The following is a 14,719-nucleotide window of genomic DNA, read 5'->3' as shown; positions in this document are numbered from 1 at the left end:
CTGCCCGAGGCGATCTCGTTCGAGACCGGCGCGGCGATGATGTTGAAGGGCCTGACCGCGCAGTACCTGCTGAAGAAGACGCTGCCGCAGGGCGGCCTGCAGCCCGGCGACTTCGTGCTGTGGCATGCCGCGGCCGGCGGTGTCGGGCTGATCGCCTGCCAGTGGGCCAAGGCCCTGGGCCTGCAGCTGATCGCCACCGCCGGCAGCGATGCCAAGTGCCAGCTGGCACTCGAGCACGGTGCGGCGCATGCCATCAACTACCGCAGCGAGAACTTCGTGCAGCGGGTCAAGGCCATCACCGGCGGTGCCGGCGTCAAGGTGGTGTACGACTCGGTGGGCAAGGACACCTTCGAAGGCTCGCTCGACGTGCTGCGCCCCTTCGGCCTGCTGGCCAGCTTCGGCAATGCCTCGGGGCCGGTGGCGCCCTTCGCGCCCGGCATCCTCGGGCCCAAGGGCTCGCTGTACATCACGCGGGCCACGCTGTTCACCCACATTGCCACGCGCGAAGCGACCCAGGCGATGGCCGACGACCTGTTCGCGGTGGTGCAGAGTGGTGCGGTGAAGATCCGCATCGACCAGCGCTTTGCCCTGGCCGACGTGGCCGAGGCGCACCGTGCGTTGGAAGCGCGCAATACCACCGGTTGCAGCATCCTGCTGCCCTGACTGCGTGTTGGCACGGACGAGGGAGCCCGGCGGCCGCCAGTAAGATGCCGCCGGTCTGGCCGTACCCAGGTCGGAACGCTTCTTGCCTGGAGTCTCGCCCGTGAACCTGCGCGCCCTGCTTGCCCTCGTCCCCGCCCTGCTGTTGTCGGCCTGCGGTGGCGGTGGCGTACCGCCCAGCGGCAATGACCTGGTCGTCAGCGGCAGCGGGCCGACCGCGCCAGTGGCTGCCGGCCAGAGCACCAGCTTCACGCTGACGGTCAAGAACAGCGGTCCGGTCGAAGCCAAGGACGTGGTCCTCACCGCCAGTGCGCGCGGCCTGGTGCAGACGCAGCTGGCCTACACCTGCGCGGCCGCCGGCGGGGCGGCCTGCCCGAGTGCGCTCGGCGCCTCGATGTTCGCGAGTTCGCTGCCAGTGAACGGCAGCCTCACCTTCACGGTGACCGGCCCGGTGGGCGACAACGTCGATGGCACCATCAGCGCCACCCTGCGCGCCGAGGCCGCCGGCGACAACGACCGCAGCAACAACGTCGCGACGATCAACGGCACCGCGTTCACGCTGCAGAGCAACGTGGTGGTCACCGGCATCGGGCCGAGCGCCCCGGTGGCCGGCGGCGGCATCGCGACCTTCACGATGGTCGTCACCAACCAGGGCCCGCAGCCCACCGGCGACGTGCTGATCGAGAACCGCCCCGGCGCCGGCTCGAGCCTGAACAACATCACCTGCGCCGGCGGCGGTGGCGCCGTGTGCCCGACCAGCCTGAACCCGATCATGCTGGCCACCGGCATCCCGATGGGCGGCACGCTGACCTTCACGGTGCAGAACAACGTCGCCAAGGGCTACAACGGCACGCTGAACAACACGATGCAGGCCACGGTGGCCAAGGACCCGGACAAGACCAACAACATCTTCAGCGCCACCGGCATTGCCGACAGCGCCAACCTCTCGGGCAGCAACATCGCGGTCACCGGCACCGGGCCGGCCTCGCCCGTGGCCGCCGGCGGCGTCGCGACCTTCGTGATGACCGTCAGCAACCCCGGTCCGCAGGCCTCGAAGACGGTGAACCTGGTCAACTCGGTCGGTGCGGGGGCCATCCTGACCGGCATCAGCTGCGACGCCAGCGGCGGCGCGGCTTGCCCCAGCGCTGTGGGCCCGTCGATGCAGCTGTCGACGATGCCGGTCGGCGGGGTGCTGAACTTCACCGTGTCGGCCAATGTCGCCGCGGGTGCCGGCTCCGGCACGATCAAGAACACGATGTCGGCGATCCTGTCCGACGACCCGGACAAGACCAACAACCTGTTCACCGCCACGGCGGCCACCTTCGCCGCGGACCTGCAGGTCAAGGCCAGCCCGCCGTCGACCACCGTGAAGGCCGGCAGCGTGGCCAGCTTCACGATGACCGTCACCAACCTGGGCCCCGATGCGGCGCAGGACGTGGCGATCACCAACACCGTCGACGACAACCTCACGCTCAGCCGCATCAGCTGCAGTGCCACCGGCGGCGCGGTGTGCCCGCCCGACCTGGGCGCGGCGATGAGTGCCGCACTGATCCCGGCCAACGGCACGCTGGTGTTCACGGTGGAAGACACCATCACCGCCGGCGTGGTCGGCCGTGTCAGCAACACGATGACGGTCTCGGCCGCCGGCGATGCCAAGCCCGGCAACAACACCGCGACGGCCGCGGCGCAGTCGACCAGCGTGAACCTCGGCGTCTCGCAGACGGTGGCCGAACGGGTGGCCGCGGGCAAGACCGCGTTCTTCACCGCCACCGTGGCCAATGCCGGTCCGAGCCTGGCCACCAACATCGTGCTGGTGCACACGCTGCCCAGCGGCTACACCGCCGGCACCATCTCGTGCACCGCCTCGGCGCTGGCTGCCTGCCCGGACACCACCGGGCCGCAGATGACCGTGGCCTCGCTGCCGGTGGGTGCCAAGCTGGCGTTCACGATTCCGGTGGCCATACCGTCCAATGCACGCGGCCCGATCGACGCGCTGTGGACCGCCACCGCCGATGGCGATTCGGACACCAGCAACAACACCGCGCAGGCCACGGTGATCGCCGAAGACCCGCGCAACGGTGGCTACAAGGTCTTCGCCACCAACGGTCGCCAGTACGGGCTGACGATCGACTTCGACGCCGGCAGCTACTCGATCGCGGGCCACGGCAGCACGCTCACCGGCAACTTCAGCGCCGACACCACCGGCGGCGGCTTCACGATCAGCGGCAACCAGCGCTTCCGCGTGGCCGAGGACCTGGTGACCGGCGGCTTCGATTTCGGCGACGGCGTGAAGCCCTTCGTCGCGGCGCGCCGCTTCGCCTCGGCGGTGTCCGAACTGGCCGGCGCCTTCAATGTCGCTTCGCTGACGGTGCCCGTGGACAGTACGCCCTCGTCGCGCGTGATGGCCTCGCAATTCGGCACCAGCGGCTACCAGCTGTGCACGGATTCGACGCAGATCTTCTCGGTCGCCAGCTGCCCCGCCGCCAGCCTCTTCACCTACGTGCTCAGCGTCGAGAACGGCATCTTCACCGGCGTCGATGCGACGCATGGCGACATGCTGAGCTTCTATGTCGCTAAGTCGGGCAACAACCTGATCTACCTCAGCGCTGGCGATGCCGGCGGGGCCAGCTCGGGCACCTTCCGCATCGCGCTGCCGGACACGCCGAATGGCTTTGCCGGCGGCAATTCCTTCGGCGCCAGCAACCTGGGCAGCTGGGACGCGGTGACGCTGAGCCCGCAGACCTACGCGGTCAGCGGCACCAACGCCAGTGGCGCGGCCTTCAGCGACACCATCTCGCTGGGCGTCCTTGCCAGCGGGCCGCTCGGCTTGCGCACCGGCCTGCGCAGCGGCGACCAGGCGCGCATCTACGTGATGCAGAGCAGCGGCCTGACGGTGCTGGCCGGCGCGCGCAACGGCGCCGCGAACGGGTTGATCGAGATCAGCGCGCCGTAGCGTCGGCCCTAGCGTCGGACGTGTGCCGCGCCGGCGCCGCAACGGCCGGGCGGCAACGCGCCATCGCGCGCTCGAAGGCGTCGAGCAGGGCCCGCGCGCGCAGCGCATCGCCGGCATCCGCGCCGGGGCCGCCCAGCGCCGCGGCGCGCGAGTGGAGCTCGCGCGCCAGCTCGCGCAGCCGCCACTGCAGCTCGCGCAGCACGATCGCCGTCTCGCCATGTTGCGCGGCGTCCATGGCGGCGAAGTGCTGCTGCAGCGTCGACGCCGGATGCGCATCGAGCCCGGTGCTGGAGAACGCGGCATGGATGCGCCGGGTGCGCTCGAACAGCCGGCCGGCCAGCTCGCGCAGGCCACTGCTGCCCGCCTGCAGTGATGCCTCGAGCCCGCCGTGTTCGTGCTGCACCTGCTGCAGCGCGCAGCCCAGCGCCACGGCCTGCTGGGCCAGCGCCGCGGGGTCGGCCGGGGCCAGCCTCTGCTCGGCATCGTCGCTGCCGCGCACCGCCGCGGCGGCCTGCGCGACACGGTCGCGCAGATGGCGGTCGAATTCGCCGGGCATCAGCTTCACCGCGATGGCGGCGCGTTCGCCCGGCGCGCGGCCTGACTCGCAGATGCCCATCAGCGCCTCGGCCAGGCCCAGTGCCTGGCTGGCCGGCGGCAGTGCGCTGCCGGCCAGCGCCTGCGGGTAGCCGAAACCGTCGAGCCGCTCATGGTGGTGCAGCACGGCTTCGGCCACCTTGGGGCCGGCGCCGGCCAGCTCGCGCAGCACACGCGCACCGACCACCGGGTGCGCCGCAATGTGGCGCCACTGCGACTGCGTCAAGGTCTCGCCGGCCTGCAGGATGGCCGGATCGATGTACAGCTCGCCGAAGTCATGCGCCAGGCCCGCCACCAGCAGCGTCGGCATCGCAGCCTGGCCGGGCGCCTGCCACTCTTGGCCCAGCGCAGCGGCCAGCAGGCCCACGCCGACCGCATGCTCGAGATGGCGCGGGCCCTGCTCGGCGTACAGGCTCAACATCGACTCGAGGGCCGTGCTCAAGCGCAGGTCGTGCAACGCGCGGGCCACCAGCCTGGCGCTGCGCGGTCCGCACAGGCTGGCCAGCAGCGCGTGGCGGGCCAGCAGGTCTTCGGCCACGCGGTCGATCGGCCGGCTGGCAACGCCGCCGACCACCCGCAGCATCGACTCCAGCGGCTTGCGCAGCTTGTGCTCGAGCAGGCGATCGCGCACGCGGCCATCGATCCGGCCGCCCTTGGCGACCAGCTTGACGCCGCTGCCGCTGACGATGTCTTCAGTGGCCTCGACCAGCGTGGTGTCGGCCATCGACACCACGCGGTCGAGGTAGTGCTGGTTCACCTCGTCCATGACGCTCCCTGTGCGGGGCCGTGGCCGCATGCGGCAGGCTCCGTCGTGTCGGACGAGTATGCGCTGAAGTGAGCGGCGTGGTGCCGCGGTGGGAATATTCCGGTGACGGCAGGCTAGCGGTTGAAATGAGCGTCCATCACGCCGGCTCCGCTGTCGTCGAAGGCCGGCAGCGCCACCGGCACGACGAAGCGGAAGCAGCTGCCTTCGCCCGGCCGGCTCTGCACCTCGATGCGTCCGCCCATCAGCTGCACCAGCCGGTGCACCAGCGACAGGCCGAGACCGGTGCCGCCGTGGCGGCGGGCCAGGCTGGTGTCGGCCTGCGTGAAGGGCTCGAAGACGATGGCCTGCTGCTCGGGCGTCATGCCGATGCCGGTGTCGCTCACGCTGCAGGCCAGCAGCAAGTGCTGCGGGTCCTCGTCCTCGAGCCGTTCGACCAGCACCTGGACATGGCCCTGTTCGGTGAACTTCAGCGCGTTGCCGGCCAGGTTCAGCAGCAGCTGGCGCCAGCGCGCGGCATCGGCCATCACGCGGTCGGGCACGTCCGGGGCGACCCGCCAGTCGAAGCCCAGGCCGCGCTGCAGCGCCTGCACCTGCAGCGGCGCCAGCGCCTGGCGCAGCGTGTCCTGCAGCGACATCGGGGCGGGCTGCAGCGGCAGCTTGTCGGCCTCGAGCTTCGACAGGTCCAGCACGTCGTCGAGGATCTGCATCAGCCCCTGCGCCGAGTTCAGCACCAGGCCCAGGTAATGGTGCTGGCGCGCGTCGACCGGGCTGTCCAGCAGCAGTCGCGTCAGCCCGATCACGCCGTTCATCGGCGTGCGCAGTTCGTGGCTGATGTTGGCGAGGAAGCTGGTCTTCGCGCGGTTGGCGGCTTCGGCCGCATCGCGTGCGGCCTCCAGCGCCGCGAGGGCTGCCTTCAGGTCGCTGATGTCGCGCGCGTTGAACTGCAGCACCGCGCTGCCGGTCACCGGGTCGCGCACCGCGCGGGCATCCACCGCATGCCAGCGTTCGCCCTGGCGCGTGCGCAGCAGCGCCTCGCCGGCATGGCCGCGGCCGGCGCGCACGGTGGCGACGATGGCCTCGGCCAGCGCCGTGTCGCAGAACAGCTCGGCAAAGGCCTCGCCGCCTTCGGCCTCGACCGCCCCGAAGGCCTGCACCGCCGCGGGGTTGCGCATCACCGCCGGGCCGCCGTCGATGCGGTGCATCGCCACCCGCACCGGCGAGTGGCGCATCGCCTCGATGCCGCGCAGCACGGTCGCGTCATAGCTCGCGGCCAGCGGTTCGGAAGCGAACAGGATGGCCTGCCGTCCGTCGGGCAGGCGGATGCCGCGCGACAGCAGCTCGGTGGTCATCGGCTCGTCGCGCGGGTACAGCGTCCAGGGTTCGCGCACCAGGCGGCCCTGGGCGTGCTGCTGCATGCTGCTCAGCAGCCGGGCGTGCGCGGCGGGCGAGATGTCGGAGTAGTCGCGCCCGGTCAATTCGGGCAGGTCGGTGGCGCGCCAGAAGTCCAGCGCCGCGGTGTTGGCCCACAGGATGCCCGGCCGTTCGGCATCGAACACCCACACCGGCACGTGCAGCCACTCGTAGTGCGGCAGGTCGCTGTAGGCCAGCATCGGCGCCGGCGCGGCACGCTCGAACATGCCGTCGTGCCGGTGCTCAGTCGCCTACCGCCGCACGGTAGGCGTGCCAGGACGCATGGCCCAGCACCGGGCCGATGACCAGCAGCCCGGCAAAGCCCGGCAGCATGGCCAGCACCACCAGCAGCGTGATCAGGGCACCCCACAGCAGCATCACGCCGGGCTGGCCGAGCACCAGCCGCAGGCTGGTCAGGCCCGCGCTGATGGCGTCGACCGGCCGGTCCAGGATCATCGGGATCGAGACCACGCTGACCGCGAAGATCAGTCCGGCGAACAACCCGCCGACGCAGAGGTAGGCCACGATGAAGCCCAGGTTCTCCGGGTTCAGCAGCGCGAGCAGCGAGCCCTTGAAGTCGGGCATGCCGTCGAAGCTGACGGCAAACACCACCAACGAGGCGCGGGCCCACAGCATCTCCAGCACCAGCAGCACGAAGCCGAACACGGCCAGCGTGCCGATGCGCGCCTCCCAGGCCAGCAGCGATTCGCCCAGGTCGGTGGCTTCGCCGCGCTCGAGGTGCCGGCTGGCCTGGTACAGGCCCAGGCACATGAAAGGGCCCATCAGCAGGAAGCCGGCCGACAGCGCCAGCACCCAGGCCGGCGCATGCTGGAAGGCCGCCACCAGCAGCCAGCCCATGGCCATGAAGCAGCCGCCGTAGAACAGGCCCAGGCCCGGGCAGCGCAGAAAGTCGCGCCAGCCGGCCGCGAGCCAGCGCAGGGGATCGCCCAGGCGCAGCGGGCGCAGCGCCGGGAACATCGACACCGCCGGCTCGGCGGCGGGCGCGGCCTCGGCCGGGGCGGCCGTGCCGGGGGGCAGTTGCGGGCTGTCGGCGGCGCTCATGACAGCAGCCTAGGGGCCGATGCCGCCGGCGTCCACCCGGGCTGTCCCGGGGCCCGCGACGAGGGCCGGCGGGGTCAGCGCCGCGGCCGGCCGCCGAAGATCACCCAGCCGGCGCCCAGCACGGCGCCGACGAAGCCCAGCAGCCCGAAGGCGGGCAGGCCGAACAGTTTCGGGCCGCCACCGACCGTCATCACGATCGACGAGCCGATGATCAGCGCGGCGATCACCAGGCTCACTGCGATGCGCTGCGCCGCGCGTTCGAGCTGGTCGGCCACCGGGTGCAGGTCGGTGACATCGATCTGGATCTGGATGCGCCCGCGCCGTGCGGTGCGCAGCAGGCGCGACAGGTCGCGCGGCAGGCCGCCCAGCAGCATGCCGAGCTGGCGCAGCGTCTGCCAGCCGCGCTGGGCCAGCTGCTTGGGCTGATAGCGGTCGTGCACCGCCTGTCGCAGCAGCGGCAGCGCCTCGCCGGCCATGTGGAAGCCCGGGTCCAGGCTGCGGCCCAGGCCTTCGAGCGTGATGAACACCTTGATCAGCAGGGCCAGGTCGGCCGGCAGCGCGAGCTTGTGCTGGCGCAGGATGCCGGTCACGTCGCCCAGCATCGCGGCCAGGCTCAGGTTGGCCAGCGGCACGCCGTGGTACTGGTCGACGAAGCTCTCGATGTCGATGTGCAGCGCGCTGTCGTCCACCGTCGAGTCGTTGCCGGCCCAGTCGATCAGCACCTCGGCCACCGACATCGGGTCGCGCTGCACCAGGCCCAGCATCAGCGTCAGCAGTTCGTCGCGGCGCTGCGGCGAGATGCGCCCGACCATGCCGAAGTCGATGAAGGCGATGCGCTCGCCGGGCAGGAAGAACAGGTTGCCCGGGTGCGGGTCGGCGTGGAAGAAGCCGTCGCGCACCACCATCTTCAGCACCGCGTTGGCGCCCCGTTGCGCGATGAGGCGGCGGTCCAGCGCGGCCGCGTCGATGCCGGGCTGGTCTTCGGCGGGTACGCCGCGGATGCGCTGCTGCACATTGACGCGCGGCCCGGTGTGCTCCCAGTAGACCTTCGGGATCACGATCTCGGGCTGGCCCGCAAAGGCCTGGGCAATGCGCTCGGCATGGCGGCACTCGCTGGCCAGGTCCAGCTCGCGGCGCAGCGAGCGCGCGAGCTGGCGCGCCAGCTCCACCGGCCGGTAGGGCCGCAGCTCCGGCCACTGGCGTTCGGCGCTGCCGGCCAGGCGTTCGAGCAGGCGCAGGTCGGCCTCGATCGTCGACTCGATGCCGGGGCGGCGGATCTTCACGACGACCTCGGTGCCGTCGCCCAGCGTGGCGGCATGCACCTGGGCGATCGAGGCCGCGGCCAGCGGCGTGTCGTCCCACTGCGCGAACACCGCTTCGGGCGGAGCCCCCAGGTCTTCGGTGAGCTGCGCGCGCAGCAGGCCGATTTCCACCGGCGGCGCGCTGCTGTGCAGCTTCTCGAGCTCGGCAATCCACGCCGGGCCCAGCAGGTCGGCGCGGCCGGCCATGATCTGGCCGAGCTTGACGAAGGTGGGGCCCAGTTCCTCGAGCGCGCGGCGCAGCTGCTCGGGCGGGCTCAGCCGGGCCAGGTCGGCCGCATGCTCGATGTGCAGCGCATGGCCGGCCTTGGCCAGGGCCTCGGTCCAGCCCAGCCGGTGCACCAGGTCGCCCAGGCCATGGCGCACGAACACGCCGGCGATGTGGCGCAGCCGGCCCAGGTCGCGCGTGTTCAGCAGGGCCTGCAGCGCCGTCATCAGGAGCGGCGCACGCGGCGCAGTTCGTCCAGCACCAGGCAGATCGCGCCGAGCGTGATGGCGCTGTCGGCCAGGTTGAAGGCCGGGAAGTAACCGCCCGGGAACATCGGTGCCAGGAAGCGCCAGTGGAATTGCAGGAAGTCGACGACGTAGCCGTGCAGGAGCCGGTCGATCACGTTGCCCAGGGCGCCGCCGAGGATCATCGACACCCCGAAGCAGAACAGCTTCTGCTCCGGGTGGCGGCGCAGCATCCAGACGATGAAGGCCGAGGCCACGATGCCCAGGCCGACGAAGAACCAGCGCTGCCAGCCGGCGGCATCGGCCAGGAAGCTGAACGCCGCGCCGGTGTTGTGGGCGCGCACCAGATCGAAGAAGGACGTGACCTGGCGCGTGTCGTGCAATCGAAAATCGCCGAGGATCAGCACCTTGGTGAACTGGTCCAGCAGGATCACCACCAGCGCCAGGCCCAGCCACAGGGCCAGCGGGCTGGCAGAAGATTTGGAAGAAGGCATCGAGGGGAAATACCGGACGGCAGTGAAGGGATCGGGCGCTACTGTAGCGCCCGGGTTTGCGGCGATCACGTTGGCAGCGCGATCGAGGCGCGCGATCGAGGCGCCCGATCAACACGAGGGCAATGACGACTTCCTGGCTCAGCTTCGACCTGCGGGTGGCGCGCGATGCGCAGGACCTGCGCGAAGCCTGCGCGGTGCGCGCGGCGGCCTACGGCCACCACCTGCCGCAGCTGAAGAAGGCGCTGGCCGAGCCCGACGAGCTCGACCACCAGCCCGGCACCGCGGTGCTGCTGTGCCAGGACAAGCGCAGCGGCGAGACCATCGGCACCGCGCGCATCCAGCGCGCCGGCCCGCAATCGAGCGTGCAGCTCGAAGCCAGCGTGCAGCTGCCCGAGTGGCTGGCCGCCAGGCCGCGGGCCGAGATCACGCGTCTGGCCATCCGGCCCGGTGCCGACCCGCTGGTGCGGCCGATGCTGATGAAGGCCAGCTACCTGTACTGCGTGGCCAACCAGATCCGCTGGCTCGTGATCGGCGCGCGCAGCGACGCGCTGGTGCGCATCTACCGCCGGCTCGGCTTCATCGACGTGCTGGCCGCCGACCAGACCGTGCCGCTGGCGCATGCCGGCGGGCTGCAGCATCGCATCCTGGTGTTCGACGTGGTGGCGGCCGAGCGCAGCTGGCACGGCTGCCAGCACGACCTGTATTCGCTGATGATCGAGACCTTCCATCCCGACATCCAGCTCTTCGGCGAGCCCCCGCGCCGCGATCGCAGAGCCGCGGCCTGAGGGGGTCAGTGTCCCTGGCGCAGGGCCAGCGCCAGCTGCTCCAGCGTGAAGGGCTTGGCCACCACCGCGTCCATGCCGGCCTCCAGGCACTCGGCCTGGTCGGCGGCCGCCGTGGCGGCGGTGAGCGCGATCACCGGCACGCGCGGCAGCGCCAGCGTGCGCTCCTGCGCACGGATCTCGCGCGTGGCGGCCAGGCCGTCGAGCACCGGCATGCGGCAGTCCATCAGCACCAGCTGCGGACGCTGCGTCTCGCGCAGCGCGCGGCTCACCGCCTGCTTGCCGTCGGCCACGCGCTCGTGCGCGACGCCCAGCTTGTCGAGGTAGCCGCAGACGATCAGCGCGTTGACGTCGTCGTCCTCGGCCACCAGCACGCGGCCGGGCAGGGTGCCGACGGCCACCGTGGTGCCATTGAGCCCTGGCGCCGGGGCGGACTCGAGCGGCAGCTGCGCGGTGAACACGAAGGTCGCGCCCTGGCCCGGCTGGCTGAAGACCTGGATGTCGCCGCGCATGGCCTGGGCGATCTCGCGGGCGATCGTCAGGCCCAGGCCCACGCCATCGGTCGGGCCTTCGCCAGCGCGCTCGGCCTGGTGGAAGGCCTGGAAGATGCGGGAGCGCTCGGCCTCGCCGATGCCGGGGCCGGTGTCCTGCACCTGCAGCTCGATCCGCGGGCCATCGGCCGCCAGCCACAGCCGCACTTCGCCCTGCGGCGTGAACTTGATCGCGTTGCCCAGCAGGTTGTGCAGCACCTGGCGCAGCCGCACCGCGTCGCCGCGCACCCAGTGCGGCTTGGCGACGCTGCAATGCCAGTGGAAGCTCAGCCCGCGGTCGGCTGCCCGCAGCGCGAACACCTCGGCCACCTGCTCGACCTGCGCCACCAGCTCGAAGCGTTCGTCATGCAGCGTGAAGCGGCCGGCCTCGGTGCGCGACACATCGAGCAGGTCGTTGATCAGCCCGAGCAGGTGGGTGCCGGAGAACTCGATCAGCTCGACCCTGCGGGTGACCGCGGCATCGCGCGATTCCAGGTGCAGCAGGCGCGACAGCCCGAGGATGCCGTGCAGCGGCGTGCGCAGCTCGTGGCTGACCTTGGCGAGGAACTGCACGCGCAGCGCGATCTGCTGCTGCGCCAGCTGCAGCGCGGCATCCTTGTCGGCCACCAGCGCCTGCGCCTGCAGGCGCAGCAGCATGCCGGCGGTGAGCCGGCCGGAGGTGGCGCGCGCGGTGGACAGCAGCAGGGCCAGCAGGATCAGCTGGCCCAGGGCGGTGATGCCCGCCACCTCCTCCTGCCGCTGCACCAGGCCCACTGCGGTGGCCAGCAGCATCGGTGTGACGTAGGCGGCGGTGTAGGCCACATGCACCTGCAGGCCGAAGGTGGCGATGCAGCTCATCGCATCGACCACGCCCACCACCACCGCGGTGGTGACCATCGGCTCGCCCATCATGCGCTGCGCGCCGATGCCCAGCACCAGGCCGTCGAGCGCCATCAGCGCCAGCGTCCAGCGTTGCCAGTGGGCGATGGCATGCGCGCCGTCGAGCTCGTCGCCATGGCGCTCGCTGTGGCGCTGGTAGGCCTGCGCCAGCACGATGCGGCCGAGGGCGACCAGCAGCTTCGCCGTGATCCACACGTCCACCTGCGCGGCCGGCACCACGCCGCGGTAGTGCCAGGCCATCAAGGCGGCGAAGATGGTGGCGGCGACCGTGCCCAGCCGCGTGTGCGTGAGCACCAGACGCAGCTGCTCGTGCCCGACGCGCGCGCGCAGTGCGGGCGTGAGTGCCAGCGCCAGCCCCAGTTCGCCTGCGACCCGGTCGAGCAACGAGGGGCGTTGGCCGGGCTGCATCGGTCGCCGCTGTCTCAGGCGGCCTGCCGCATCTCGCCGCTGCCGTACAGGTTGTCCGTGCAGCGCCGGCACAGGCCCGGGTGCGCGGCATCGTGCCCGACGTCGTCGCGCCAGTGCCAGCAGCGCTCGCACTTGGGGGCGGTGGACGGCGTGACCTGGACCGACAGGGCCTCGCCGGCGGCCAGCGCGGCGGCGGAGGTGATGAACACGAACTTCAGGTCCGCGCCCAGCGAGGCCAGCAGCGCATGCGTCTCCTCGCCGGCCGTGACCGTGACATTCGCCTGCAGCGACGAGCCGACGCCGCCGGTCGCGCGCACGTCCTCGATCGCCTTGTTCACGGCCTCGCGCACTTCGCGGATGCGGGCCCAGCGCGCGAGCAGCGCTTCATCGGGCGTGGCCAGCGGCCAGTAGGTCTCGACGAAGATGCTCTTGCCGCCGGGCTGGAACACGCCCCAGGCTTCCTCGGCGGTGAAGCTCATGAACGGCGCCATCCAGCGCAGCATCGCCTGCGTGATGTGCCACAGCGCGGTCTGCGCGCTGCGGCGCGCCAGGCTCTTCGGCGCGGTGGTGTAGAGCCGGTCCTTCAGCACGTCGAGGTAGAACGCGCCCAGGTCTTCCGAGCAGAACACCTGCAGCTTGGCCACCACCGGGTGGAACTCGTAGACCTGGTAGTGCGCCAGCACCTCGGCCTGGAACTGCGCGGTGCGGGCCAGCGCCCAGCGGTCGACCTCGAGCATCTGCTCCACCGGCACCGCATCGGTCGCGTGGTCGAAGTCGCTCACGTTCGCCAACAGGAAGCGCAACGTGTTGCGGATGCGGCGGTAGGCATCCACCACGCGGGCCAGGATCTTGTCGTCGCCGGCGATGTCCCCCGAATAGTCGCTCGCCGCCACCCACAGCCGGATGATCTCGGCGCCCAGCTTCTGGCTCACCGCCTGCGGCTCGATGCCGTTGCCCAGGCTCTTGCTCATCTTGCGGCCCTGGCTGTCGACCGTGAAGCCATGCGTCAGCAGGCCGCGGTAGGGCGCGCGGCCTTCCAGCGCGCAGGCGATCAGCAGCGAGGAATGGAACCAGCCGCGGTGCTGGTCGTGGCCTTCCAGGTACAGGTCGGCCTCGGGGCCTTCGTCATGGTGGCCCAGGCTGCCGTGCAGGTTCTGGTGCGTGCCGCGCAGCACGTGCCAGAAGGTCGAGCCGGAGTCGAACCACACCTCGAGGATGTCGCTGCTCTTGGTGTAGTGCGGCGCGTCGGTGGGTCCCAGGATCTCTTCGGCCGTCACGCGGCTCCAGGCCTCGATGCCGCCCTGCTCGACGATGGCCGCGGCCTGGTCGAGGATCTCCATCGTGCGTGGGTGCAGTTCGCCCGAGTCCTTGTGCAGGAAGAACGGGATCGGCACGCCCCAGCTGCGCTGGCGCGAGATGCACCAGTCGGGCCGGTTGGCGATCATGTCGCGCAGTCGGGCGCGGCCGTTCTCGGGGTAGAAGCCGGTCTGGTCGATGGCCTCCAGCGCCATCTGCCGCAGCGTCTTGGGCGCCTTGTCCTTGGTGAACACGCCTTCGCCCTCGTCCATGCGCACGAACCACTGCGCCGCGGCGCGGTAGATCACCGGCGTCTTGTGGCGCCAGCAGTGCGGGTAGCTGTGCGTGATGGTCTGCGTGGCGAACAGGCGGCCGGCGTTCTTCAGCGCGTCGATGATCACCGGCACCGCCTTCCAGATGTTCTGGCCGCCGAACAGCGGGAAGTCCGGCGCGTAGCTGCCGTTGCCCTGCACCGGGTTCAGGATCTGGTCGTACTGCATGCCGTGCGCCACGCAGGAGTTGAAGTCGTCCAGGCCATAGGCCGGCGAGGAGTGCACGATGCCGGTGCCGTCGTCGGCGGTGGCGTAGTCGGCCAGGTACACCGGGCTCAGCCGGTCGAAGCCGGCATCCACATGCGCCAGCGGGTGGCGGAAGTTCAGGCCACCGAGCTTCTCGCCCGCCGCGGTGGCGACGATGCTGCCCTGCAGGCCATAACGCTCCAGGCACGCGGCCACCAGGCTCTCGGCCAGCACCAGCAGGCCGCGCTCGGTGTCCACCAGTGCGTAGGTGATCGCCGGGTTCAGGTTCAGCGCCTGGTTGGCGGGAATCGTCCACGCGGTGGTGGTCCAGATGACGACGAAGGCGTCCTTCGTGAACGGCGTGACCTCGAAGGCCGCGGCCAGCTTGTCCGGCTCGGCGCAGAGGAAGCCGACGTCCAGCGTCTGGCTCTTCTTGTCGGCGTACTCGATCTCGAACTCGGCCAGCGAGGAGCCGCAGTCGAAGCACCAGTACACGGGCTTCAGGCCGCGGTAGACGAAGCCGCGCTCGATCACCCGCTTGAAGGCGCGGATCTCGCCGGCCTCGTTGGCGAAG

10 protein-coding genes are annotated in these 14,719 nt (G+C 71.1%); 3 read left to right on the top strand and 7 right to left on the bottom strand.

What is annotated here, in order from left to right; translation table 11 throughout:
• A partial coding sequence (locus tag ACILR4_RS27920; RefSeq protein WP_395704167.1) for a quinone oxidoreductase family protein occupies positions 1–663 on the top strand: 663 nt, incomplete at its 5' end.
• A gap of 100 nt (positions 664–763) precedes the next feature.
• The gene (locus tag ACILR4_RS27915; protein ID WP_395704166.1) at positions 764–3,613 is read left to right on the top strand and encodes a hypothetical protein; all 2,850 of its coding nucleotides are present in this window, start codon (positions 764–766) and stop codon (positions 3,611–3,613) included.
• On the opposite strand, the gene ACILR4_RS27910 is transcribed toward ACILR4_RS27915, so the two are convergent.
• The 5 genes from ACILR4_RS27910 to lspA form a co-directional block, all read right to left on the bottom strand.
• Positions 3,600–4,973 carry an HD-GYP domain-containing protein gene (locus tag ACILR4_RS27910; RefSeq protein ID WP_395704165.1) on the bottom strand — a complete coding sequence of 458 codons (1,374 nt, stop codon included), beginning with the start codon at positions 4,971–4,973 and terminating at the stop codon, positions 3,600–3,602. The genes ACILR4_RS27915 and ACILR4_RS27910 overlap by 14 nt on opposite strands.
• A 113-nt stretch (positions 4,974–5,086) precedes the next feature.
• Positions 5,087–6,610: an ATP-binding protein gene (locus ACILR4_RS27905; protein WP_395704164.1), complete on the bottom strand. Its 1,524-nt coding sequence runs from the start codon at positions 6,608–6,610 to the stop codon at positions 5,087–5,089.
• Between the two features lie 16 nt (positions 6,611–6,626).
• Positions 6,627–7,445: a DUF2189 domain-containing protein gene (locus tag ACILR4_RS27900; RefSeq protein ID WP_395704163.1), complete on the bottom strand. Its 819-nt coding sequence runs from the start codon at positions 7,443–7,445 to the stop codon at positions 6,627–6,629.
• Between the two features lie 74 nt (positions 7,446–7,519).
• Entirely contained in the window at positions 7,520–9,199 is a 1,680-nt protein-coding gene (locus ACILR4_RS27895) for an ABC1 kinase family protein (protein ID WP_395704162.1), read from the bottom strand.
• Positions 9,199–9,711: a signal peptidase II gene (lspA, locus tag ACILR4_RS27890; RefSeq protein ID WP_395704161.1), complete on the bottom strand. Its 513-nt coding sequence runs from the start codon at positions 9,709–9,711 to the stop codon at positions 9,199–9,201. Before lspA ends, ACILR4_RS27895 begins: the two co-directional genes overlap by 1 nt.
• A gap of 122 nt (positions 9,712–9,833) precedes the next feature.
• On the opposite strand from lspA, the gene ACILR4_RS27885 reads away from it, so the two are divergent.
• Entirely contained in the window at positions 9,834–10,496 is a 663-nt protein-coding gene (locus ACILR4_RS27885) for an N-acyl amino acid synthase FeeM domain-containing protein (RefSeq protein WP_395704160.1), read from the top strand.
• A 5-nt stretch (positions 10,497–10,501) separates the two neighbouring features.
• Here the strand turns inward: ACILR4_RS27885 and ACILR4_RS27880 are convergent, their stop codons facing one another.
• Together ACILR4_RS27880 and ileS are read right to left on the bottom strand one after the other, a co-directional pair.
• On the bottom strand, positions 10,502–12,331 hold the full coding sequence (locus ACILR4_RS27880) for an ATP-binding protein (protein ID WP_395704159.1): 1,830 nt from the start codon (positions 12,329–12,331) through the stop codon (positions 10,502–10,504).
• A 14-nt stretch (positions 12,332–12,345) separates the two neighbouring features.
• The coding region (ileS, locus tag ACILR4_RS27875) for an isoleucine--tRNA ligase (RefSeq protein WP_395704158.1) at positions 12,346–14,719 on the bottom strand (2,374 nt) is incomplete at its 5' end.

This window comes from Aquabacterium sp., assembly GCF_044226965.1.
Lineage (GTDB): Bacteria > Pseudomonadota > Gammaproteobacteria > Burkholderiales > Burkholderiaceae_C > Pseudaquabacterium.
Note: the sequence above shows the minus strand (reverse complement) of the source record. Positions and strands in the feature narration are given on the sequence as shown.

What these genes read in the sequence shown, in the direction of transcription:
- ACILR4_RS27910 (WP_395704165.1), bottom strand. Translation starts at nt 4,973, where the DNA reads ATGGACGAGGTGAACCAGCACTACCTCGACCGCGTGGTGTCGATGGCC.
- ACILR4_RS27905 (WP_395704164.1), bottom strand. Translation starts at nt 6,610, where the DNA reads ATGTTCGAGCGTGCCGCGCCGGCGCCGATGCTGGCCTACAGCGACCTG.
- ACILR4_RS27900 (WP_395704163.1), bottom strand. Translation starts at nt 7,445, where the DNA reads ATGAGCGCCGCCGACAGCCCGCAACTGCCCCCCGGCACGGCCGCCCCG.
- ACILR4_RS27895 (WP_395704162.1), bottom strand. Translation starts at nt 9,199, where the DNA reads ATGACGGCGCTGCAGGCCCTGCTGAACACGCGCGACCTGGGCCGGCTG.
- lspA (WP_395704161.1), bottom strand. Translation starts at nt 9,711, where the DNA reads ATGCCTTCTTCCAAATCTTCTGCCAGCCCGCTGGCCCTGTGGCTGGGC.
- ACILR4_RS27885 (WP_395704160.1), top strand. Translation starts at nt 9,834, where the DNA reads ATGACGACTTCCTGGCTCAGCTTCGACCTGCGGGTGGCGCGCGATGCG.
- ACILR4_RS27880 (WP_395704159.1), bottom strand. Translation starts at nt 12,331, where the DNA reads ATGCAGCCCGGCCAACGCCCCTCGTTGCTCGACCGGGTCGCAGGCGAA.